Below are 21,505 nucleotides of genomic sequence, written 5' to 3'. Positions count from 1 at the left end.
TGCGTCCGGGGCACGCGAGAGTGGGCTTTACGCCACCGCTTCCTTGGCCTTTTCCGCACGCTTGCGCTCGTTCGGGTCGAGATGCTTCTTACGCAGGCGGATCGACTTCGGGGTGACCTCGACGAGCTCGTCGTCCTCGATATAAGCGAGCGCCTTTTCCAGGGTCATGCGGATCGGCGGGGTCAGGCGCACCGCTTCGTCCTTGGAGGTCGTGCGGATGTTGGTGAGCTGCTTGCCCTTGAGCACGTTGATCTCGAGATCGTTGTCGCGGGTATGCTCGCCGACGATCATGCCGCGATAGACCTTCCAGCCCGGCTCGATCATCATCGGCCCGCGGTCTTCCAGCTTGAACATGGCGTAGGCGACCGCCTCGCCCTGGTCGTTGGAGATCAGGACGCCGTTGCGGCGGCCCTGGATCTCGCCCTTGTAAGGGGCATAGCCGTGGAACAGGCGGTTCATGATCGCGGTGCCGCGGGTGTCGGTCAGAAGTTCGCCCTGGTAGCCGATCAGGCCACGGGTCGGCGCGTAGAACACCAGACGCAGGCGGTTGCCGCCGGAGGGCTTCATCTCGATCAGCTCGGCCTTGCGCTCGCTCATCTTCTGCACGACGACGCCGGAATGCTCTTCGTCGACGTCAATCACGACCTCCTCGATCGGCTCCATGGTGGCACCGGTGGCTTCGTCCTTCTGGAACACGACGCGCGGGCGCGACACCGAGAGCTCAAAGCCCTCGCGGCGCATGGTCTCGATCAGGATGGCGAGCTGCAATTCGCCGCGGCCCGAGACTTCCATCGCGTCCTTGTCGGCGGCTTCGACGACGCGCAGCGCAACGTTGCCTTCGGCCTCGCGCAAGAGACGGTCGCGGATCATGCGGCTCGTCACCTTGTCGCCTTCGGTGCCGGCGAGCGGGGAGTTATTGACGATGAATGACATCGACACGGTCGGCGGGTCGATCGGCTGGGCCGGCAGCGGCACTTCCACGGTCGGATCGCAGAACGTGTCGGCGACGGTGCCCTTGGTCAGGCCCGCAATCGCAACGATGTCGCCGGCTTCGGCTTCATCGAGCGGCGTGCGCTCGAGGCCGCGGAACGCCAGGATCTTGGTGATGCGCCCGGACTCGACCAGCTTGCCGTCGGCATTGAGCACCTTGACCTGCTGGTTCGGCTTGAGCACGCCGGAGGAGATGCGGCCGGTGATGATACGGCCGAGATAGGGGTTGGCTTCCAGGATGGTGCCGATCATCTTGAACGGACCTTCCTCGACCTTCGGCGGCGCGACGTGGCGCAGGATCAGGTCGAACAACGGCTCCATGCCCTTGTCCTTCGGACCCTCCGGGCTTTCGGCCATCCAGCCCTGCTTGGCCGACCCGTAGAGGATCGGGAAGTCGAGCTGCTCCTCGCTGGCATCGAGTGCTGCGAACAGGTCGAACACCTCGTTGATGACCTCGGTCGGGCGCGCGTCGGGACGGTCGACCTTGTTGATGACGACGATCGGCTTCAGGCCGACCTTGAGTGCCTTGGACACCACGAACTTGGTCTGCGGCAGCGGGCCTTCGGCGGCGTCCACCAGCACCAGCGCGCCGTCTACCATGTTCAGGATGCGCTCGACCTCGCCGCCGAAATCGGCGTGGCCGGGGGTATCGACGATGTTGACGCGGGTGTCTTTCCACTGCACCGAGGCCGCCTTGGCCAGAATGGTGATGCCGCGCTCGCGCTCCAGATCGTTGGAGTCCATGGCGCGTTCGGTCACCTTCTGGTTCTCGCGGAACGTGCCGGACTGCTGGAGGAGGCGGTCGACCAGGGTCGTCTTGCCGTGGTCGACGTGGGCGATAATGGCAACGTTGCGGAGGTTCATGAGTGAGCTTCTTTGCGTTCGAACAATGGGTTAAGCGCGATCTCGCCGGTCGGACCGGGACCTCTTCTCGAAACAACGCTGAAAGACTGGAAACGGGCGCTCGCCGCCCAAAAGGGAAGCCCGGCCATATCAGACCGGGCGCCCTACGCGTTGCGGCGCAATATATGCAAAAACAGCCAAAAAACAATGTGTACTTTGGCCGTTGGTTGACTGAATTTTGTCCGGGAATCTCCGGGGGTTAGGCGAATAGCGGCCTTAAGCGCGCCGCCCCTTGATCGCCGCCCAGATCAGGGCAACGCCGCCGATCCCCACGACCAGTCCCAGGAAGACCAGTGGCGCGATGTCGGAGGCGATCCGGCCGTCCTCGACCACCGACATTCCGCCAAAGAGCAGGGCGCAGACACCCGGCAGCAGCATGATCAGCCCGAAGATCGCCATGAGGGCGGTCAGGCAGCCGCCGCGTTTGTTCGCCGGGGCAGGAGGCAGTCCCGGCGGCGGTATGTCGCTGATGCTCATGCTTGCAAGGCTCCTTCGGTCGCCTGTGCAGCGAGAGCCGCGCGAATGCCGTCGATCTTTCCGTTGCGGTAGAACAGATTGGAGGTGTCAAACGGAATGATCGAGCCTTGCTCCGTCACGAAATGGATGCAGCTGCGCTTGACGTTGCCGACGCAGAAATTGAAGCGATCGAGAAACTGCACGATGGTGACGCGGAACACGTTCTCGTAAGTGAGCCCTTCCGGCACCTGAAAGCTCGGCAGGCAACATAGCAGTTCGCAGACGCGTTCGGGGGTGTTGAGCGGGCCCGACGACAGCGAGAAGAGGTCAATAAACTTCTCCTTCAGCACCGGATATTTCTCCGGGCTGATCGTGTTGGGCATGACCGCGACGAGCTGCTGCTGCGGGATCAGCGAGGTCAGCGGCAGCACCTTCTCGCCGTTGCGCAGGCCATAGCCGATCGAGATGCTTTCGGGATTGCAAGGCAGCGGGATCATGTCCTTGTCGCCGAACACATCGGTCTCGATCACGCGCTTGCGGATCTCCGACAGCATGATGCGGTCGGTGTTCTTGTCGAAATTCTCGTTACGGCCGGCGTCTTGCACCGGCTGCAGCGTGACCCCGCGCACGCATTTCCAGGTGAGCGCGTGGCGAACGATGTCGCCGATCTCCGCATCGTTGACGCCGCGCTTGATGGTTGCGACCAGCGTGGTCGATACGCCATAATGCTCGAGATTCTCCAGCGCCTGCTGGCGGATTTTTCGAAGGTCGGCGCCGCGCAGATTGATCAGCGGCTCGCGCTGCAGCGAATCGAACTGGAGATAGACCTCCAGCCCGCGCTTGTTCTCGGCGAGCCGCGCCACGAAATTCTTCTCGCGGGCGATGCGCAGGCCGTTGGTGTTGATCATGACGTGGCGGATCGGGCGGGCGCGCACGGCGTCAAGGATCTCGAAGAAATCCGGATGCAGCGTCGGCTCGCCGCCGGAAATCTGCACCAGGTCGGGCTCGCCCTCGCTCGCGACCAGCGCATCCAGCATCCTCTCGACCGTTGCGAGCGGCGTGAACCGCGTCCGCGCCGGCGAGGATTCGGCAAAGCACACCGGGCAGGTGAGATTGCAGTGCTCGGTGATCTCGATCAGCGCCAGGCAGGAATGCTGCTCGTGGTCGGCGCACAGGCCGCAATCATAGGGGCAGCCGAATTCCGTGCGCTGCTGGAATTGCAGCGGCCGATCACCAGGCTTGATGAAATCCTTGCACAGACGCCAATAGGCCGCGTCCGTCGACACCAGCGTTGATTGGACGCCATGCTGCTGGCAGCGTTTTTCGTACCAGACCTCGTTGCCGAGAATCTGGATCTTGGTCGGCACCAGCTTCAGGCAGGTCTCGCAGAGGGACTGGGTCTGGCCCCAGAAGATATAGGGACGCGACTTACGCAACGGCGCGTTCATGCAGGGATCTCGCTTTGGGCGCCGTCGCCAGCATGAATGCGGCGTAGAGCAGGATGGACAGCGACAGCAGGTGAAACAGCGTGAAGGGGCCGATCAGCGTGCCATAGGGCTTGAGGAATTCCCACAGGAAGCGCTGCGCTCCGTAGTAGACGAGCACCAGGTAGAAACCATTGGTGACCACAAACCGGTTTCGGTTCAAGACTGCCAGCACATAGAGAAGCGCGAACACGCCCATGGCGGTGCTCTCATAGAGCTGCACCGGGTGGCGAAGGAGGCCGTCGCCGAAATCATGGCCGAAGGGCAGCGCCGTGGGCGTGCCGTAGGTGAAATCGTCGAGGCCCGCGAAGTAGCAGCCGATCCGGCCGATTGCGATGCCGAGCGCCAGCGGCAGGGCAAAACGGGCGCCGGTTCGCACCGTGATGCCTGCGGACCATTTGTAGAGCTCGATCGCCACGATGCCGCCGGCGAGCGCACCCTCGACCGAGCGCGCAACGCCGCTCTGGCCCGACAGCCACAGATTGGCCGACCCGAACAGGTAGGCGCCGACGCCTGCGCCGAACACCAGGGCGGCGATGTAGGACATTTCGAAGGATTGCGCAGGAAACCGCAAGCCCTGTCGCGACAGCCAGTAGACGGCAGCTGCCGCCGCCAGCCATGCTGCAATATCGAAGACCGTATGAAGGAAAGCCCCGCTCATGCGGCGGAGAGTATAGCACGATCACGCCAGAGGAGCGCGCATGTCCTCTTGCATGTGCACTGCCTTCACAAGGGGGAAGGAAGAGGCGAGACTAGGTCCGCTATCCGGCCTCCCGCTCCTCCGTTGGATAGACGCCTCGCAACACTTCCTCGAAGTGCAGCTTCACTGCATCGTTGCAGAGGCAGGCGCGCAGGCGCAGGCCGTCGCGGCTGCGGACGAGAATTGAGCCGCGCCTGGTGTCGAGCACGCCTTCGGCTTTGAACGATTGGAGCACGCGGCTCGCATAGCTGCGTCCCACTCCGAGCAATGTCGCAAGCTGCTCATGCGTCAGCGGCACGCTGCTTTCGTCGCCGGTTCGCTCCATCGCCGCCAAGATCCATTTGGCCGTGCGCTGCTCGATCGAGTGGATGGCGTTGCAGGCGGTCGACTGGAAGATCTGCGCCAGCATGCAATCGGCATAGCGGGCGAAGATGTTGCGCAGCGACGGCGAACGCGTCTTGGCTGCTTCCAGTTTGCCGACGTGAATGCGCGAAAATGGGCCGCCGAACTTCACGCAGATGCGGGTATAGGCCGGCAGAAATCCCTCGCTGACGATCCCGCCCACCGCGCCTTCACGACCGACCAGGATGGTCTCGACGTCGCGGCCATCCTCGTTAGGGACGAGAAAGGTCGCAAGCGAGGGTCCGCAGGGAAAGTGGACGACTTGGACGTCATCACCGGGATTGTAAAGCAGTTCGCCCGCCGCGCAGTCCTCGATGGTGACGTGCGGCGCGAGCAGTGCGTAATCCGCCGGGCTCAGGCGCCGCAACAGGTTGTTGGTCGGCCGGCTGTCGACCTCGCTTGTACTGCCGATACGCGCATCCATCGTGACCCCCATGCCTCTTTTTCCACAATACCGGGTTCCGTCCGTTTCCTGTGTGCACAAGTGAACAGACTGAAGAACTGTGATGTGGTGGTTTCGTTCCGGGAACCCTCCGATGCGCTGGGCGCAGCCGTCGTGGCGCGGCTGTCCTGATCAGAAAAACCTCTCGCTCCAAGATGCGATCATGGCACCCGCACTTCCCGATGGCTTCCCATGTCCTGCCGACGTCCTGGTCGTCGAGGACGATCCGATCATTGCAATCGATTTCGAGGACCGTCTGCTCGGGTTTGGCGTGAGGCAGGTGCGCACCGCCGGGTCGGTGACGCAGGCGCTGGACGCGATCGCGAAAGGTGCTCCCGATTTCGCCCTGCTCGACGTCGAGCTGAACCGCGAGAAGAGCTTTGCGATCGCCGAGCGACTGGTGGCGCTGAACGTCCCATTCGTCTTCGTCACCGGCTACGGTGCCGAAACGCGGATTCCGCCCGAATTTGCGGCGCGGCCGCGGCTGCAAAAGCCGTGCTCGAGCGAGGCGCTGGAGGCTGCGCTGCGGACGCGCGGTAGCTGAGGTTCAGGCAGATTTCGGGTCGAGCGTGGTCGACCACAGCGCCACGTCGGCGCGGTCGCGCAAGGTCACCGTCATCTGGCCGGAGGCGCCGTCGATCTTGACGTGGCCGAAGAACTGCATCCCGGCAGACGGCGGCAGGTTCTGGCTGTCCTTGCCCGGTGCCTTGACGAAGCGTACCTCCGGCCCAAAGGTGTTGTCGAGCGCGTTCGGACCGAAAGTGCCCGCATGCAGCGGACCCGAGACGAACTCCCAGAACGGCTCGAAATCCTGGAATTGCGCCTTGTTCGGATCGTAATAATGCGCGGCGGCGTAGTGTACGTCCGCGGTCAGCCACACCGTGTTGCTGATCGGCGCCATCTTGATGAAGCGAAGGATGTCCGCGATCTCGAACTCGCGGCCGCGTACCGGGCCGTCGCCTTGCGCAATCGCTTCCGATCCGCCTTTCGGCGTGTCCGCGACGATGAGACTAAGCGGCATGTCGGAGGCGATCACCTTCCAGGTCGCGCGCGAATTCAACAGGCCGCGCTTGAGCCAGGCGATCTGATCGGGTCCGAGGAAGTGGCTGGCCGGTCCGTATTCCGTTTCCAGATTGGCGCCGTTCGCGCCGCGATAGCTGCGCTCGTCGAGCACGAACACGTCGAGATGCGGGCCGTAGGAGATCTGGCGATAGATCCGGCCCGGCTCAGTGATGCTCTCGCGCATCGGATACATCTCGTGGAAGGCGCGGGAGGCGCGCGCGGCGAGCAGCGTGATGTCGCGGACTTTGTATGACGCCGGCAACTCCTTCGACAGCGACCAGTTGTTGGTGACCTCGTGGTCATCCCACTGGACGAAGATCGGCACGTCGGCATTGAAGCCGCGGAGGTTGTCGTCGGTCAGATTGTATTTGTGCGCGGCGCGGTACTCGTCGAGCGTCTCCGCGACCTTTGCCTTCTCGGGAATCGTGACGTTCTTCCAGATCTTGCCGTCGGCGAGCTTCACCTCGGATTGGACGAGGCTGTCGGCGTAGATCGTATCGCCCGAGTGCAGGAAGAAGTCCGGACGATGCTTGCGCATCGCGGCGAAGGTGAACATGCCGCCGTCGTCGGGGTTGATGCCCCAGCCCTGGCCGGCGACGTCGCCACCCCAGACGAAGCTGACATCGCGGCGGTCGGCCGGCGCGGTGCGGAAGCGGCCGGTCACCGGCTCGCCCTCGACCGCGCTATGCGAGAGATCACGGAAGCGCACGCGATAGAAGATGTCCTGTCCGCTCGGCAGGTTCTCGATCAGCATTTTGGCCGTGAAGTCGCTCTCGGGCAGCGCCGCGATCGGCGGCAGCGCGCGAGCGTCCCTGAACGACTCCGTCGTCGCCACCTCGACCAGCATCTGAGCCGGCCGGTCGGTGCGTGCCCATACCACGCCGCCGTCGACCGTGACGTCGCCTGATTGTACGCCATGGGTGACCGCAGGCCGGTCAGCCGCTCGCGACAGATAAGGCATCGCGATCGTGCCAAGCGCGCCGGCGCTGGTAGTGAGGAAACGGCGGCGTGAGAATGTGATGTTCATGGACGGTCCCGATTTCGCCAGGGACGGGTGCCTTGCGGCAGCCGCCACGATGAAATCAGACCCTATATTGAGACAATGTGACGCAGCAATAACGCGCAGGCGCTACGCGTTGCCGGCGGCTCTGAATTGCGTGCCCGTGCGTGGCGGGGTCTGCGGCAGGCTGAACAGCACCGCCTTACGGTCGGCGACGGCGGCATGGAATTGGTCGAGTGCGATGTTGAAGGCGGTGAGCGCGGCCTCCTCGATTGCACCGTGATCGAAGCAGCGCAGCGTGTCGCGCAAAATCACATCGGCTTCGGCCTGCATCTGGTCAAGCTCTTCGGTCGTCTCGCTCTTGCGGGCCGCCGTGATCATGTCGAGCAGGCGTTCGCGCAAATGGCTGTTGTTGTCGCGCTCGTCCTTCTTCAGATAGCCGGCAAACCAGGCGCCGATCGAGCCCATGGCGGAGAGCGCCATCAGGCTCCACCAGATGTAGTCGCTGTATTTGTCGAGAAACGTCTTTTCCTCGCCGTCAACGAAGGCGGCGGCGCCGGGATGCACGGGGATCACCGCATCCTTGTCGGTGTCGGGCGTCTCGATCTTCGCCGCCAGCGGGAATTCCGTCACCAGTTGCTGGCGCACGGCGAACAGCTGCCGCGTGAATGCCGCGATGGTGGTTTCGGACACAGCTTTGCGCGCCACGATGTGGTGCGCAAAGCTGATGGTTTTGACCTCGTCGTCCGGACGGTCGGGTGAACCGCCATAGGCGCCGGCTGGAATCTCCGCGGATTCGTAGACCGGGTGGTTCTGCGCGATCGCGTCTGCGGAATCGATGGCGAGGAAAGTCGGCGTGCCGCCCTCTTTGACCGATGCAGAGATCGCGTCCGCCGTGATCTTGCTGTTGACTGGGCCGGCCGCGAGGTAGACGTCGGCCTTCTGCGCCTTGATCGCCTCGGCAACCTCGTTGGCCGGGAATTGCACGATCTCGACCTTGGCGGGATCGACGCCGTATTGCTGAAGGATCACCTTGAGCAGGTTGACGTTGGCCTGGGTGCGGCCGACGACACCGATGCGATGCCCGGCGAGTTGTGCCACCTTGGTGATCTTCGCTCCCTTCTTCTTGCCCTTGCCCGCTACGGCCCACAGTACCACGACATTCTTGCGCAGCGTCGCGACCGCCTGCGCGTTCTTCGGCACATCGAGGTCGCCGCGCACGATGGCAAGATCGACCTTGCCTTCCGCGAGGGCATTGGCGCTGGCGGTGGCGCCGTCGGTCTGGATCGGGCGCAGCCGCACCTGGCTCTTGTTCTGCGTGAAGGCCTGGGTCAGCGCCTGCACGACCTTGACGTCATCGCTGCTGGCGGGACCAACCGCGATCTTCAGCGTCACCGGCCGCATCGCGAAGTAGTAACCGCCGGCGAGCGCACCGACGATCGCAAGCACGAGCGCCAGAGACACGAGCGCGGTCTTCCGCGCCGCGGATCGCGGCGAAGGCGGAGAGGGCGTTTCGGCCAGGTTCAGTCCCCCGGTCATCGATCTCCCAAACAGGCGCTTGAGGCTCAGTTTCATCTTCGCCGGCGATTTACGCCCGCAATTGTAGCAAATTTCTTGTCCGGCGGGGTTACATCTCCTTCATGGTTAGTGGGGATGGACGAAATCCCGTATGAACCCGGGCATCGACACGGTGTTAGGGTAAAGTTCCCCTGAACGACGGAGGCGATCATGGCAGAGCGGCTATCGGCGGAGGCGCGCAAGCAGGCGCTCGGCGGACTACCAGGCTGGGGCGAGATGTCCGACCGCGACGCCATCGGGAAGACCTTCGTCTTCAAGGATTTCAACCAGGCCTTCGGCTTCATGACTCGCGCGGCGCTGGTCGCCGAGAAGATGGATCACCACCCCGAATGGCGCAACGTCTACAAGACGGTCGAGGTGGTGCTGTCGACCCATGACGCCGGCGGCGTTACTGCGCTTGATATCGAGCTGGCCAAGGCGATGAACGCCATCGCCGGCTGACACCTGGCTGACGCCTTGCAGCGCCTGGCCTTATCCCCATCTTGTGATCAGCAGGCGACGCGGCGATCCGCCGCTCCGGCTGAAAGGGGAGTTTGAGCATGGCTGCGGAACACAGCGTCGGCTTTGAGCCCGCCGATCGGCTCGCGGAAGACCGGGAGGGCGTTCGCCGCCGCTTCTGGCGCAAGCTGAAGCGCGTTGCCGCGCAACTGCCGTTCGCCGAAGACCTGCTCGCCGCCTATTACTGCGCCTTCGACCGGCAGACGCCGCGCCATGTTCAGGCCTCGCTGCTGGGGGCGATCGCCTATTTCATCCTGCCATTCGACTTCGTCGCTGATGTGATGCCGATCCTCGGTTTCGCCGATGACGCCGCCGTGCTCGCCACCGCGATCCGCATGGTGGCCGGCCACATCACGAACGAGCACCGCGAGGCCGCCCGTGCCGCGCTGAAGCGCGGGGTGGATAAGGCGGAGGAGTGACGGCGCCACTACTTCTTTTCCCCCGCCTGCGCCCGCGCCGCGTCCCATGCCTGGAATTGCTTGAACAGCGTCTCCTTGTCCGCATCGGACACCTGCGCGGCCGCCGGGCTTTGCTTCAGGAACGCTTCGAAGCGCTGGCGCGTCACCGGCTCGACGCCGTGCCGGTCGAGCCATTGCTGCGCCACCGGCAATCTGCTCCAGCCCGACAAAGGCGCCGCGAGCGAGACCTCCTTCCACTTGGGATGGAAGGGCGGGTTCTGGAGCGCGGGGAATTTGGTGAAGAACGCGTCAACGAACAGCGCGAGCTTGCGATAGCGCTCGGTGTTGGGCGCCCAGTTGTAGGCCGCGAGCACCGCAGGCACCGCGATCGTGTCCACGCTCTCGCCCTCCTTGATCAGGTTCGGATAGTCCTTGGCGGTCAGCGTTGCCGGCAGATAGTCGCTCTGCAGCGGCTTTGCATAGTCGACCTTCGCAAGATGGAAGCGGCCGTCATTGCCGAAGGTCGAGACCGACTTGTACGGCTTGCCGCCGACCACGATGACGGCGTCGATCTCGCCGGCCTTCAGTTTCTCCATCGCGATGCGCTGCTCGACATAGACGAATTTCGCCTTGATCCCGAGCCGCTCGAACACGGTGAGCGCCGTGACGAAGGTGCCGCCGTTCGGCAGGTCCACGCTCACCGTCTTGTCTTCGAGGTCTTTGAGCGTCGCGACCGATCTTGGCGCGATCACCTGCATCTCCTCATTGTAGAGCTTCGTGACATAGGTGAACTGCTTCTTGATGTCCTTGGCAAAACCCTTGCGCTCGAGATAGTCGAGCGTGTCGGCGCGCACGATTCCGAGATCGACACCTTGCAGGAACAGGATATCGGCGACGCTTTGCACCGAGCCGCGGCCGACGATCGGCAGCACGCGGATCTTGTTGCCGTCGTCGAGCACGGAAGCGAGGTCGGCGCCGAATTGCACATAGGTGCCGCCGATCGTCCCGGTGATCAGCGTGACCGTGTTGGCGTTCAGCGCCTGCTTGGTCGAGGTCGAGCCGAACTGGAAGATGGCCTTCAGGCCGTCAGAGACCTTGGCGGGATCGTATTCGGTCTGATCGGCGCGTGCCGCGAAGGCACAGATCGTCATGATGGCGGCAAGCGCCATTCCCAAAGCGTTACGCATGATGTCCACCTGAAGCGATCTAGTTCTGAAGCTGGGCGAGGCGCTGCCGCGCCTCCGCCGAGCCGAGTGCCGCGGCCTTTTGGTACCAGTCGCGCGCGGCGGTCGCGTCAGCGGCGATGCGCCGCGCGTCGCTAGTGCCCAGCACGGCCGGGTCATAGGTCTGCGCCAGCAGGAACGCCGCTGCCGCATCCTGTGCATTGGCGGCGCGTTCGAGCAGCAGGCGGGCTGCAACAATGTCGCCGATTCCCAACAGGCTCTTCGCGCGCGTCATCAGCCCGGCCAGCGTGTCGGCGTCGAGCGTCCTGGCGGGCGGAGGGGGCGCAGGCGGTGCCGCCACCGGCGCGGGCGAAGGCACAGGCGTGTGGGCTTGCAGCGCGCTCTGATAGGCGGTCGCGATCTCCTCGCGGCTCGGCGGTGCAGGAAGATCCTGCGCGTCAGCGCTCGCCAGGCGCGGCTCGGTCACGCGCGCCGAATCCTTGCGCGGGCTCTGCGGTACGGCCGACGGGTTGGCGGAGGCGACCGCCTGCTCCAGCGCGACGACTGCCGAGCCACCGGCATCGAAGATGCCGCGAAGATCGGACTGAAACAGCGCGGCCAGAATTGCCAGGATGGACGCCACGAGAACGGCTGCGAGACCGCCCGCAAGAACACGCGGGACAATTCTGACCCGGGGACGCAACTCCAGCGAGGTATATTCGTCCGGGTCCGGGGCACCGCGCGGATCGGACAGGAATAGTGGAATTGGGTCGTCCGGTGACAGATCGATCCGTGCGGCGCGTGCACGGATGTACGATGCGGTGGACGGATGTGATGCGGCTCGATCGGAATCGAATGCCCTCGATTCCCTGGACGGACGGAACGCCGTCGTCTCCATGGTGATGCTCCCCAAGACTGACACGACGCGGGGCATACCGGTTTCAGTTTTTTTGTTGTTGTCCAGGAGCGCCCAGCAAACTGGAGCCGGTAAATCGCAACCTGAATCAGCCCAAAAAGCGACGACGGTTGGGGCGAATCGGGAAATATTTGGGTTTGATTCGGGCGAGGTTGTGGAATGCACCTCAATTTTGCCCGCGCTGGTTGAGGAGACCTTACCAGGTGGCGGTGTGCGAATGGGAGGCCATGAACTCAGCTGTCATGGCGCGTGTAATCGCGACAGCCAGCGCAGTCGCCATCACGGATGCAAGATCACCTTCCCCATCGCCTGACGTCCCGCGAGCACTTTCAACGCGTCCGCGGTCTGGGCCAGCGGGAAGGTGCGGTCGACATGCGAGGAAATCTTGCCTTCCGCCGTCCACTTCACGAGCTTCTCCAGATTGGCGCGATTCTTGGCCGGGTTGAGCCGGGTCCAGGCGCCCCAGAACACGCCGCGGATGTCGCAGCCCTTCAGCAATGCGAGGTTCAGCGGCATCTTCGGAATGTCGCCGGCGGCGAAGCCGATCACGAGGAAGCGACCTTCCCAGGCGATCGAGCGCAGCGCCTGCTCGGCGTAAGCACCGCCCACGGGATCGAAGATGATGTCGACGCCCTTGCCGTCGGTGAGCTTGCGCAAACCTTCCTTCAGATCCTCCTTGGCGTAATTGAGCGTCAGTTCGGCGCCGTGCGCCCTGGCGAATTCGAGCTTCTCGTCCGACGAGGCGCAGGCGATCACCTTCAGGCCCATCAGCTTGCCGAGCTCGCAGGCAGCAAGGCCCGTGCCGCCGGCTGCGCCCAGTACCGCGAGCGTCTCGCCCGGCTTCGGACTGGCGCGATCCTCGAGCGCATGCAGCGCGGTGCCGTAGATGATGATGATGCCGGCCGCGCGATCATAGTCGAGATTGTCAGGGATCTTGACGATCGATGCCGCCGGCAGCGCGATCTTCTCGCGCGCGCCGTTGTGGCCGCAGGAGGCGACAACGCGATCGCCGACCTTCAGATCAGTGACGCCAGCGCCGATGCTCTCGATCACACCCGCGACTTCAGCGGCCGGCGAGAACGGGAACGGCGGCTTGATCTGATACTTGCCCTGAATCATCAGGATGTCGAAGAAGTTCAGCGCCGCCGCCTTGATCGCGATCACGGCCTCGCCCGGTCCTGCTACCGGATCCGGCACGTCAGCCAGAACGAGATCGTCGGGCTGGCAATATTGCGAGCAGAGGATGGCTTTCATGGCGGCACCTGGAGCGTTTCGAGTGGAATTATGATTGGCCCGGTTTTGCCGGATTTAGAGCAGCCGGACAATCCGGATTCTTTGTTGATCGTTCTGTTCGGCCTATCATCACGTCATTGCGAGCCAACGGGTCCGCGCCAAGCGCGGCCCGATGACAGGCTCCGCGACGCAATCCAGAGTCCGCCCTGCGGAAATAGTCTGGATTGCTTCGACGCTTCGCTCCTCGCAATAACGAAATCCGCGGAGATAAGGATTCAAACGATGTTTGAAACAAACCTGCTTAACGGCAAGCGCATCCTCGTCACCGGCGGCGGCTCGGGCCTCGGCGCTGCGATGGGCCGTCGCTTCCTCGCACTCGGCGCCGAGCTCGTGATCTGTGGCCGCAAGCTCGACCGGCTCGAGGCAACGGCGAGCGAGATGCGCAAAGAGACCGGTGGCAAGGTCACGACGATCGCCTGCGACGTTCGCGCCGGTGCGGCCGTCGACAACATGATGGATCAGATCTGGCGCGAGGCCCCGCTCGATATCCTCGTCAACAATGCTGCCGCGACCTTCATCGCGCAGAGCGAGCATCTCTCGTTCCGCGCCGCGGACGCGATCCTCGCGCCGACCCTGCATGGCGCGATGTATTGCACGCTCGCCGCCGGCAAGCGGTGGATCGAGGGTAAGCATGGCGGTGTCGTGCTCTCGATCCTCTCGACCTCGACCATCACCGGCCGCGCCTTCACCGTGCCTTCGGCGATGGCGAAGTCGGCGCTACTGGCGATGACCAAAAGTCTCGCCGTGGAATGGGGTCCGAAGGGCATCCGAACCGTTGCCATCGCGCCGGGACCGTTCCCGACCGCGGGCGCGTCGGGGCAGCTCCGCCCCGAGGGGCGTGACGAAGGCTGGACCGCCCGCAACCCGCTGGGCCGCACCGGCGAGCACGGCGAACTTGCCGACCTCGCCAGCTTCCTGGTCTCGGACCGCGCCGGCTATATCAATGGCGAGATGGTGGTGATCGACGGGGGCGCGCATTTGCGCAGTTCCGGGGCCGAGGACCTGCTCGGCTGGACCGAGGCGCAATGGGCCGAGCAGCGCGCCGCGCGATCCCGAGCCTAAGTGCTGACAACCCGCTAACTGCCTTCCCAAATTGGACTTTCCCGGCTATCCCTGCCGGGGGACAAAACACGGCCGGGCCATCTTCCAGTCACAATATTGAGGGAACCACTCCAGCATGTGGCGGGTGCTATCTTTCGTTTTGATGATCGGCATGATGACGTGCGGGATCGCCGATCTCGCGCGGGCGCAGACGCCGCAACCGGCGCCGAAGGCGGCACCAAAGCCGGCGCCGCCGGCGGCCCATCCGACTGCCAAGACGGCTGCAAAGCCAGAGAGCAAACCGGCGGCGGCGCCCGCGGCGGTTGCGGGCGGCGCGGAGCCGACCCTGATCGGCCAGTTCGGCACCTGGGGCGCCTATTCAGCCACGCCGAACGGCAAGAAGGTCTGTTTCGCGCTGGCCAAGCCCTCGTCGTCGAAGACCAACCCGCCGAACCGGCCGCGCGATCCTGCTTATGCGTTCGTGTCGACCCGGCCGGCCGAGAAGGTCAACAACGAAGTCTCGGTCATGATCGGCTATGCGCTGAAACCGGGCTCGGAATCGACGGCCGAGGTCGGCGGCGCTGCTTTCGCAATGTATACGCAGGGCGATGGTCTCTGGATCAAGAACGCGGCCGAGGAGGAGCGGATGGTCGAAGCCATGCGCAAATCCGCCGATCTCGTGGTCAAGGGGGTCTCGGCCAAGGGCACCGAGACGACCGACACCTTCTCGCTGAAGGGCCTCGCCCAGGCGCTCGATAAGATCGCCCAAGACTGCAAAAGATAGGATTGCAGGCGGTAAGGCTAAGTCATAGCCGCGGTCGCAATCGGCAGATCCGGTTGCTATATAGGGGCTGTTCCAGATTTCCCGTCATTCCGGGGCGATGCGCAGCATCGAACCCGGAATCTCGAGGTTCCGGGTCTGGTCCTCCGGACCATCCCGGAACGACAAAACCCATCAGGTCCATTCAATGCAACCGACGACCGAGCCGCACAACGCAATCCTGGTGGAGAAGACTCCGCTCGAAACTTATGTGCCGCCGGCGAGGCCGTCGCTGATCGGCCTGTCGCGTGCCGAGCTCGCCGATCGACTCGGCGAGATCGGCGTCGCACCGGCGCAACGCAAGATGCGGGTGCAGCAGCTGTGGCACTGGCTCTATTTCCGCGGCGCCCAGAGCTTTGACGAGATGACCTCGGTTTCCAAGGGCATTCGCGCCGAGCTCGCGCAGCATTTCACCGTCGACCGGCCCGAGGTCGTGGCCGAGCAGATCTCCAACGATGGCACCCGCAAATGGCTGCTGCGTCTGCCGAGCGGTGACAACATCCAGAAGGCGCATGAAGTCGAGTGCGTCTACATCCCCGAGACCGATCGCGGCACGCTCTGCGTCTCCTCGCAGGTCGGCTGCACCCTGAACTGCTCCTTCTGCCACACCGGCACCCAGCGCCTGGTGCGCAACCTCACCGCCGGCGAGATCGTGGGACAGGTGATGGTGGCGCGCGATCGCCTCAACGATTGGGCCGATCGCGAAGACGGCACACGCCGCGTCACCAACATCGTGATGATGGGCATGGGCGAGCCGCTCTACAATTTCGATGCGGTGCGCGATGCGCTGCTGATCGTCGGCGACAATGAAGGCATCGGCATCTCCCGCCGCCGCATCACGCTGTCGACCTCGGGCGTGGTGCCGAATATCGTGCGTGCGGGCGAGGAGATCGGCGTGATGCTCGCGATCTCGCTGCATGCGGTGCGCGACGAATTGCGCAATGAGCTCGTGCCGCTCAATCGCAAATATCCGATCAAGGAACTGCTGCAGGCCTGCCGCGACTATCCCGGCGCCTCGAACGCGCGCCGCATCACCTTCGAATATGTGATGCTCAAGGGCGTCAACGACTCGCTCGACGATGCAAAACTTCTGGTGAAGCTGCTGAAGGGCATTCCGGCCAAGATCAACCTCATCCCGTTCAATCCCTGGCCCGGCACCGCCTATGAATGCTCGGACTGGGATCAGATCGAGAAGTTCTCCGAATACATCTTCAATGCCGGCTATTCATCCCCGGTTCGCACCCCGCGCGGCCGCGACATCCTCGCGGCCTGCGGCCAGCTCAAGTCAGAGACGGAGAAGCTCTCGGCGCGTGAACGCCAGGCGCTGCGTGCGATGGCGATGACGGATTGACAGGTAATGCCTGCGCCTTCGCATCCGCGTCATTACGAGCGCAGCGAAGCAATCCAGAATCTTTCCGCGGAGGCAGTCTGGATTGCTTCGTCGCGGAGCCTGTCATCCGGCCCGCCGAAGGCGGGACCGGCTGGCTCCTCGCAATGACGGTGAGGCTGACGTCATGTCCCTGATCGGCCGCCTCGTCGTCATCTTCATCGGCTTTCTCGTCGCCTGTTTCGTCGGCGGCATGATCGTCGTCGTCGCGCTGCTGTTTCCGGAATTCGCCGATCTCGGCGCAGGTCCCGTCGATCAGGGCACGATCGACATCCTGCTCGGCTTCGGCTTCATCTTCGTCTCGGGCTTCGCGCTGGTGCCGGCGGCGGTGATCGTCGCGATCACCGAGGCGCTCTATATCCGCAGCGCGCTGGCTTACGCCGTCGGCGGCGGCCTTGTCGGGCTCGCCTGCTATCTCGGTCTCGTCCCCTTCCACGGCGATACGTTCCAATTCGAGGGTATCGTGCGGCGCCACCTGGAGATCATGACGGGCGCGGGCATCGTCGCCGGCGTGGTCTACTGGCTGATCGCTGGCCGCAATGCAGGCGCCTGGCGCGATCCGCCGCCTTCGCACCGGTCCCCACCTCCGCTGCCGTCGAATTCCAGGCCCGATGCGCGGTGACTTCTTACCCTCCTCTGAAGGGCGAGGGTCGGATCTCATCATCGATGCGATCCGGGGTGGGGTGACAGACTATCGGCGACGGCGGTGTTGAGGATTCGAGCTTGCGGACAGGCGAGAGACCATTTGTGCGGCTTCACCCCACCTCGCTCGCGCTTCGCGCGATCGATCCTCCCCCTCCAGGGGAGGATGGGGACCGCCGTTGGGGTTTTCATCTCCGCCCTGCTCCGCTAAACCGCGCGCCATGAACCGGACCGGACTCTTCATCGCCCTTTCGCTGTGGCTCGTGATCGGCCTTGTCTTCGGCCTCTATCCCGAGCTCGACCTCAAGCTCGCGTCGCTCTTCTTCGACGGCGAAACGAAAACCTTTCCGCTCAAGCTGAATGGCTGGGCCGGCGTCGCGCGTGATGCTGCGATGTGGGTCGCCTGGGCCTTCGTGCTGCCGTCGCTCGTGGCGCTCGTGGTCAAGATGATCAGGCCCGATCGTCCCTTGATGGTATCTGGGCGCGCGATCGTGTTCCTGCTGGTCACGATCATCCTGTCGGCCGGCATTCTGACCAACCTCACCTTCAAGACCTATTGGGGCCGCCCGCGTCCGGTGGTGGTGACCGAGTTCGCCGGCGATCAGCAGTTCGTGCCGTGGTGGGATCCGCGCGGCGGTTGCGCGCGCAACTGCTCGTTCTTCTCCGGCGAAGGCGCGACGGCATTCTGGACGCTGGCGCCGGCCGCGCTGGCGCCGCCGGCGTGGCGTCCGCTGGCCTATGCTGGAGCCGTGATCTTTGGCGCTGTCACGAGCGGGCTGCGCATGGCCTTCGGCGGGCACTTCTTCACCGATGTCTCGATTGCGGGCCTCGTGACCTTTGTGGTGATCTGGTTCGCCTACGCGCTGATCTACCGCTGGCCGCGGACACGGTTTTCTGATGAGGCGGTCGACGCCGCCCTGACGCGGCTGAACATGCCCGCCTACCGGATCCGCCAGCGCCTGTTCGGGCGCAAGACCGGTCCCGAGCCCTCGGTTTGAGCTATTATATTAAATGCGTGCCCACCCCTGCGAAATTTGATATTCGCGCGGGTCAAACCCGCCCCGACATCAGCCCTTGAGACCCGATTGGAAGCACCATGACCACGATCCTGAAAAGCCTGCCCAAGGGTGAGAAAGTCGGCATTGCTTTTTCGGGCGGCCTCGACACCTCTGCGGCGCTGCTCTGGATGAAGCAGAAGGGCGCACGCTGCTACGCCTACACCGCCAATCTCGGCCAGCCTGATGAAGCCGACTACAACGAGATTCCGCGCAAGGCGATGGAGTTCGGCGCCGAGAAGGCCCGGCTGGTCGATTGCCGCACGCAACTCGTCCACGAAGGCATCGCCGCGATCCAGTCGGGCGCCTTCCATATCTCAACCGGCGGCATCACCTATTTCAACACCACGCCTCTGGGGCGCGCCGTCACCGGCACGATGCTGGTCGCGGCGATGAAGGAGGACGGCGTCAACATCTGGGGCGACGGCTCGACCTTCAAGGGCAACGACATCGAGCGCTTCTACCGCTACGGCCTGCTGACCAATCCGAGCCTGAAGATCTACAAGCCCTGGCTCGACCAGCAGTTCATCGACGAGCTCGGCGGCCGCGCCGAAATGTCGGCGTTCATGACGGCCCAGGGCTTCGCCTACAAGATGAGCGCCGAGAAGGCGTATTCGACCGACAGCAATCTGCTCGGCGCCACGCACGAGGCCAAGGATCTCGAGAGCCTCGACAGCGGCATCAAGATCGTCAACCCGATCATGGGCGTGCCGTTCTGGCGCGACGACTGCGCCGTCAAGGCCGAGAAGGTCGTGGTGCGTTTCGAGGAAGGCCAGCCGGTTGCGCTCAACGGCCAGACCTTCTCTGATGCCGTCGCGCTGTTCCTCGAGGCCAACGCCATCGGCGGCCGCCACGGCCTCGGCATGAGCGACCAGATCGAGAACCGCATCATCGAAGCCAAGAGCCGCGGCATCTATGAGGCGCCCGGCATGGCGCTCTTGCACATCGCCTATGAGCGCCTCGTCACCGGCATCCACAACGAGGACACCATCGAGCAGTACCGCATCAGCGGCATGCGCCTCGGCCGGCTGCTCTATCAGGGCCGCTGGTTCGACTCGCAGGCCCTGATGCTGCGCGAGACCGCGCAGCGCTGGGTCGCGCGCGCCGTCAGCGGCGAAGTCGCGCTGGAGCTGCGCCGCGGCAACGACTACTCGATCCTCAACACCGAGAGCCCCAATCTCACCTACGCGCCCGAGCGGCTCAGCATGGAGAAAGTCGAGGACGCAGCCTTCACGCCGGCCGACCGAATCGGCCAGCTCACCATGCGCAACCTCGACATCGCCGACACGCGCACCAAGCTAAAACTCTACAGCGACACCGGGCTGCTGTCGGGCAGCGAAGGCTCGCAGATCTTCCGGCTGGAGAGCGACAAGGATTGAGCCCTTTGTCGCCCCAATCGGGCGATGCACGACATAATGACGGTGTCATTGACGGCCGCTAGGCTCCTTGCTTCCCCGGAATGGGCAGCGCGGAGCATCGAACATGGTCAAGCAGTCGGCCGTCGCCTCTCTCATCGTCCTTCTTTGGACAACGCCAGTGTCGGCGCAGACGATCTATCCGATTGATCGTGCCGAGATCCTGGCCGGAGCTCAATTCGATTTTAAGGTCGAACTCCCCGGGCCGGTTGACCCGGCCAAGTTGAAGGTGACGGTGAACGGCGCAGATTACGCAATCGCGTTCGGCCGCTCCGCGACTTTCGTCGATCGCGAGGACGGCAAGGAACAGTCGGCCCTGGTCCTGCGCGACGTTACACTGACCACGCCCGGCAGCATTGCCGTGGACGTGAGCGACGGCACGCGCCAGCGCAGCGTCACATGGACGGTCTACGACACGGGTCCGCGCAAGGCGAAGAACGTCATCCTGTTCATCGGTGATGGTATGTCGCCGGCCCATCGGGTCGCAGCCCGCATCCTGTCCAAGGGCATTTCGGAGGGCAAAAGCCCCGGCAAGCTCGCCATCGACGACATGCCTCACATGGCACTGGTGGCGACTGCGGGCTCGGACTCGATCATCACGGACTCCGCGAATTCGGCCAGCGCTTATGCGACCGGGCACAAGAGCGCCGTCAACGCTTTGGGCGTCTATGCGGATCGCACCGCAAGCCCGTTTGACGATCCCCGGGTCGAAACCATCACGAGCCTCGCCAGGAGGCGGCTCGGCATGGGGATCGGTATCGTCACCAATACCGAGATCGAGGACGCAACGCCGGCGGCGATGCTTGCGCACACCCGCCGGCGCGCCGCCTATGACGAGATCGTCGAGCAATTCTTCGCGGCGAAGCCGGATGTGCTGATGGGCGGCGGCAGCGCAAATTTTCTGCCGAAATCCGCCGCAGGCTCGAAACGCAAGGACGAGACCGATTACATCGCGAAGTTTCGCGATGCAGGCTATCAGGTGGCGACGACCGCGCGTGAGCTCGGCGCTCTCGCGGCCAAGCCGGCGACGGGCAAGCTGCTCGGCCTCTTCGCCACGGGAAACATGGACGGCGCACTGGACCGCAAATTCCTGAAGGGCGGCGGCGTCAGGAAATTCCCCGAGCAGCCCGACCTGACCGAGCAGGTGCAGGCGGCGCTGAAACTCTTGTCGCGGAATGAGGCCGGTTTCTTCCTGATGGTCGAGTCCGGGATGATCGACAAATACGCGCATTTGCTCGACATGGAGCGAGCCGTCTACGACACGATCATGCTCGACAATGCTGTGCGCCAGACACGTGAATGGGCGCATGCGCGTGGCGACGACACCCTCATTCTGGTGGTGGCGGACCACAATCATCCCAACAGCCTCGTCGGTACGGTGAATGACGACATGGGCACTGCGGCCAACGTGCCGCTGCGCGAGCGCGTCGGCGTCTACGAGCAGGCCGGATTTCCCAATTATCCGGCTGCGGATGCGGAGGGCTATCCGGCACGCGTGGACGTGAGCCGGCGGCTCGCCATCTTCTCGGCCAGTCTGCCGGACCATTACGAGACGTTCCGCCCGAAGCTCGACAATCCCAACGAGCCGACCGTGAAGGGTGGCGAGGACGGGACCTTCAAGGCCAACGACAAATACAAGGATGTTCCAGGCGTCGTGCTGCGCCCGGGCAATCTGCCGGCGATGATCGGCGCCAGTGTGCATTCGGGTGAGGACGTCATCCTCACGGCGGCAGGGCCAGGCAGCGATGGTGTGCGCGGTTCGATGGACAATACCGAGGTCTTTCGCCTCATGGTCGACGCGCTTGGGCTGGCCGCTCGGCCGTAGCGGCGATGCTGTCCAAACAAAATGGCCGGGATCGC

General features: G+C 64.0%; 20 protein-coding genes. 10 read left to right on the top strand and 10 right to left on the bottom strand.

The features are described from left to right. Nucleotides 1–27: 27 nt before the first annotated feature. From typA to IVA96_RS31200, 5 genes are all read right to left on the bottom strand, one after another. Nucleotides 28–1,854 (bottom strand): translational GTPase TypA, encoded by a 1,827-nt coding sequence (gene typA, locus IVA96_RS31220; protein ID WP_247280022.1) that lies wholly within the window; start codon nt 1,852–1,854, stop codon nt 28–30. Between the two features lie 255 nt (nt 1,855–2,109). Beyond that, the gene (locus tag IVA96_RS31215; protein ID WP_247421315.1) at nt 2,110–2,370 is read right to left on the bottom strand and encodes a hypothetical protein; all 261 of its coding nucleotides are present in this window, start codon (nt 2,368–2,370) and stop codon (nt 2,110–2,112) included. Further along, entirely contained in the window at nt 2,367–3,797 is a 1,431-nt protein-coding gene (locus IVA96_RS31210) for a radical SAM protein (RefSeq protein WP_247421313.1), read from the bottom strand. The genes IVA96_RS31215 and IVA96_RS31210 overlap by 4 nt, the downstream gene beginning before the upstream one ends. Then, on the bottom strand, nt 3,778–4,494 hold the full coding sequence (locus tag IVA96_RS31205; RefSeq protein WP_247421311.1) for a prolipoprotein diacylglyceryl transferase family protein: 717 nt from the start codon (nt 4,492–4,494) through the stop codon (nt 3,778–3,780). Before IVA96_RS31205 ends, IVA96_RS31210 begins: the two co-directional genes overlap by 20 nt. Before the next feature lie 100 nt (nt 4,495–4,594). Continuing rightward, entirely contained in the window at nt 4,595–5,359 is a 765-nt protein-coding gene (locus tag IVA96_RS31200) for a Crp/Fnr family transcriptional regulator (RefSeq protein ID WP_247421598.1), read from the bottom strand. 181 nt (nt 5,360–5,540) lie between these two features. Between IVA96_RS31200 and IVA96_RS31195 the strand changes: the two genes are divergently transcribed. Next, nucleotides 5,541–5,921, top strand: coding sequence for a response regulator (locus tag IVA96_RS31195; protein WP_247421308.1), 381 nt, complete (start codon nt 5,541–5,543; stop codon nt 5,919–5,921). A 3-nt stretch (nt 5,922–5,924) separates the two neighbouring features. On the opposite strand, the gene IVA96_RS31190 is transcribed toward IVA96_RS31195, so the two are convergent. Beyond that, nucleotides 5,925–7,466, bottom strand: coding sequence for an alkaline phosphatase D family protein (locus IVA96_RS31190; protein WP_247280028.1), 1,542 nt, complete (start codon nt 7,464–7,466; stop codon nt 5,925–5,927). Between the two features lie 102 nt (nt 7,467–7,568). Then, a complete protein-coding gene (locus IVA96_RS31185) occupies nt 7,569–9,014 on the bottom strand; it encodes a TAXI family TRAP transporter solute-binding subunit (RefSeq protein ID WP_247280029.1) in 1,446 nt (481 codons plus the stop codon). A 153-nt stretch (nt 9,015–9,167) separates the two neighbouring features. Here IVA96_RS31185 and IVA96_RS31180 point away from each other — a divergent pair, with 153 nt between their 5' ends. After that, on the top strand, nt 9,168–9,458 hold the full coding sequence (locus tag IVA96_RS31180) for a 4a-hydroxytetrahydrobiopterin dehydratase (protein ID WP_247421304.1): 291 nt from the start codon (nt 9,168–9,170) through the stop codon (nt 9,456–9,458). Between the two features lie 98 nt (nt 9,459–9,556). After that, the gene (locus IVA96_RS31175) at nt 9,557–9,934 is read left to right on the top strand and encodes a YkvA family protein (protein WP_247280031.1); all 378 of its coding nucleotides are present in this window, start codon (nt 9,557–9,559) and stop codon (nt 9,932–9,934) included. 8 nt (nt 9,935–9,942) lie between these two features. Here the strand turns inward: IVA96_RS31175 and IVA96_RS31170 are convergent, their stop codons facing one another. The 3 genes from IVA96_RS31170 to IVA96_RS31160 all read right to left on the bottom strand — a co-directional run bounded on the left by IVA96_RS31170 (nt 9,943) and on the right by IVA96_RS31160 (nt 13,246). Next, the gene (locus tag IVA96_RS31170) at nt 9,943–11,100 is read right to left on the bottom strand and encodes a TAXI family TRAP transporter solute-binding subunit (protein WP_247421301.1); all 1,158 of its coding nucleotides are present in this window, start codon (nt 11,098–11,100) and stop codon (nt 9,943–9,945) included. A gap of 19 nt (nt 11,101–11,119) precedes the next feature. Then, entirely contained in the window at nt 11,120–11,719 is a 600-nt protein-coding gene (locus tag IVA96_RS31165) for a hypothetical protein (protein ID WP_247421299.1), read from the bottom strand. 552 nt (nt 11,720–12,271) lie between these two features. Further along, nucleotides 12,272–13,246, bottom strand: a complete 975-nt coding sequence (locus IVA96_RS31160) for an NADPH:quinone oxidoreductase family protein (protein WP_091882886.1) — start codon at nt 13,244–13,246, stop codon at nt 12,272–12,274. A 261-nt stretch (nt 13,247–13,507) separates the two neighbouring features. On the opposite strand from IVA96_RS31160, the gene IVA96_RS31155 reads away from it, so the two are divergent. The 7 genes from IVA96_RS31155 (at nt 13,508) to IVA96_RS31125 (ending at nt 21,470) form a co-directional block, all read left to right on the top strand. Then, entirely contained in the window at nt 13,508–14,347 is an 840-nt protein-coding gene (locus IVA96_RS31155; RefSeq protein WP_247421297.1) for an SDR family oxidoreductase, read from the top strand. A 115-nt stretch (nt 14,348–14,462) separates the two neighbouring features. Further along, entirely contained in the window at nt 14,463–15,110 is a 648-nt protein-coding gene (locus IVA96_RS31150; RefSeq protein WP_247280035.1) for an invasion associated locus B family protein, read from the top strand. A gap of 184 nt (nt 15,111–15,294) precedes the next feature. Next, entirely contained in the window at nt 15,295–16,497 is a 1,203-nt protein-coding gene (rlmN, locus tag IVA96_RS31145) for a 23S rRNA (adenine(2503)-C(2))-methyltransferase RlmN (protein ID WP_247421294.1), read from the top strand. Nucleotides 16,498–16,660: 163 nt separating this feature from the next. Beyond that, on the top strand, nt 16,661–17,155 hold the full coding sequence (locus IVA96_RS31140) for a hypothetical protein (protein WP_247280037.1): 495 nt from the start codon (nt 16,661–16,663) through the stop codon (nt 17,153–17,155). Between the two features lie 241 nt (nt 17,156–17,396). Next, entirely contained in the window at nt 17,397–18,173 is a 777-nt protein-coding gene (locus tag IVA96_RS31135; protein WP_247276129.1) for a phosphatase PAP2 family protein, read from the top strand. A 98-nt stretch (nt 18,174–18,271) separates the two neighbouring features. Next, entirely contained in the window at nt 18,272–19,609 is a 1,338-nt protein-coding gene (argG, locus tag IVA96_RS31130) for an argininosuccinate synthase (RefSeq protein WP_247276130.1), read from the top strand. A 103-nt stretch (nt 19,610–19,712) separates the two neighbouring features. Next, nucleotides 19,713–21,470 (top strand): alkaline phosphatase, encoded by a 1,758-nt coding sequence (locus IVA96_RS31125; protein WP_247421289.1) that lies wholly within the window; start codon nt 19,713–19,715, stop codon nt 21,468–21,470. The last annotated feature ends 35 nt before the right edge of the window (nt 21,471–21,505 follow it).

This window comes from Bradyrhizobium sp. 159 (genome assembly GCF_023073795.1).
In the GTDB taxonomy this organism is placed as follows: domain Bacteria; phylum Pseudomonadota; class Alphaproteobacteria; order Rhizobiales; family Xanthobacteraceae; genus Bradyrhizobium.
Note: the sequence above shows the minus strand (reverse complement) of the source record. Positions and strands in the feature narration are given on the sequence as shown.

Coding starts and splice junctions, on each gene's coding strand:
- IVA96_RS31140 (WP_247280037.1), top strand. CDS start 16,661: ATGTCCCTGATCGGCCGCCTCGTCGTCATCTTCATCGGCTTTCTCGTC.
- IVA96_RS31195 (WP_247421308.1), top strand. CDS start 5,541: ATGGCACCCGCACTTCCCGATGGCTTCCCATGTCCTGCCGACGTCCTG.
- IVA96_RS31175 (WP_247280031.1), top strand. CDS start 9,557: ATGGCTGCGGAACACAGCGTCGGCTTTGAGCCCGCCGATCGGCTCGCG.
- IVA96_RS31135 (WP_247276129.1), top strand. CDS start 17,397: ATGAACCGGACCGGACTCTTCATCGCCCTTTCGCTGTGGCTCGTGATC.
- IVA96_RS31210 (WP_247421313.1), bottom strand. CDS start 3,797: ATGAACGCGCCGTTGCGTAAGTCGCGTCCCTATATCTTCTGGGGCCAG.
- IVA96_RS31125 (WP_247421289.1), top strand. CDS start 19,713: ATGGTCAAGCAGTCGGCCGTCGCCTCTCTCATCGTCCTTCTTTGGACA.
- IVA96_RS31155 (WP_247421297.1), top strand. CDS start 13,508: ATGTTTGAAACAAACCTGCTTAACGGCAAGCGCATCCTCGTCACCGGC.
- IVA96_RS31180 (WP_247421304.1), top strand. CDS start 9,168: ATGGCAGAGCGGCTATCGGCGGAGGCGCGCAAGCAGGCGCTCGGCGGA.
- rlmN (WP_247421294.1), top strand. CDS start 15,295: ATGCAACCGACGACCGAGCCGCACAACGCAATCCTGGTGGAGAAGACT.
- IVA96_RS31190 (WP_247280028.1), bottom strand. CDS start 7,466: ATGAACATCACATTCTCACGCCGCCGTTTCCTCACTACCAGCGCCGGC.
- IVA96_RS31215 (WP_247421315.1), bottom strand. CDS start 2,370: ATGAGCATCAGCGACATACCGCCGCCGGGACTGCCTCCTGCCCCGGCG.
- IVA96_RS31150 (WP_247280035.1), top strand. CDS start 14,463: ATGTGGCGGGTGCTATCTTTCGTTTTGATGATCGGCATGATGACGTGC.
- IVA96_RS31170 (WP_247421301.1), bottom strand. CDS start 11,100: ATGCGTAACGCTTTGGGAATGGCGCTTGCCGCCATCATGACGATCTGT.
- IVA96_RS31185 (WP_247280029.1), bottom strand. CDS start 9,014: ATGAAACTGAGCCTCAAGCGCCTGTTTGGGAGATCGATGACCGGGGGA.
- IVA96_RS31205 (WP_247421311.1), bottom strand. CDS start 4,494: ATGAGCGGGGCTTTCCTTCATACGGTCTTCGATATTGCAGCATGGCTG.
- IVA96_RS31200 (WP_247421598.1), bottom strand. CDS start 5,359: ATGGATGCGCGTATCGGCAGTACAAGCGAGGTCGACAGCCGGCCGACC.
- argG (WP_247276130.1), top strand. CDS start 18,272: ATGACCACGATCCTGAAAAGCCTGCCCAAGGGTGAGAAAGTCGGCATT.
- typA (WP_247280022.1), bottom strand. CDS start 1,854: ATGAACCTCCGCAACGTTGCCATTATCGCCCACGTCGACCACGGCAAG.
- IVA96_RS31160 (WP_091882886.1), bottom strand. CDS start 13,246: ATGAAAGCCATCCTCTGCTCGCAATATTGCCAGCCCGACGATCTCGTT.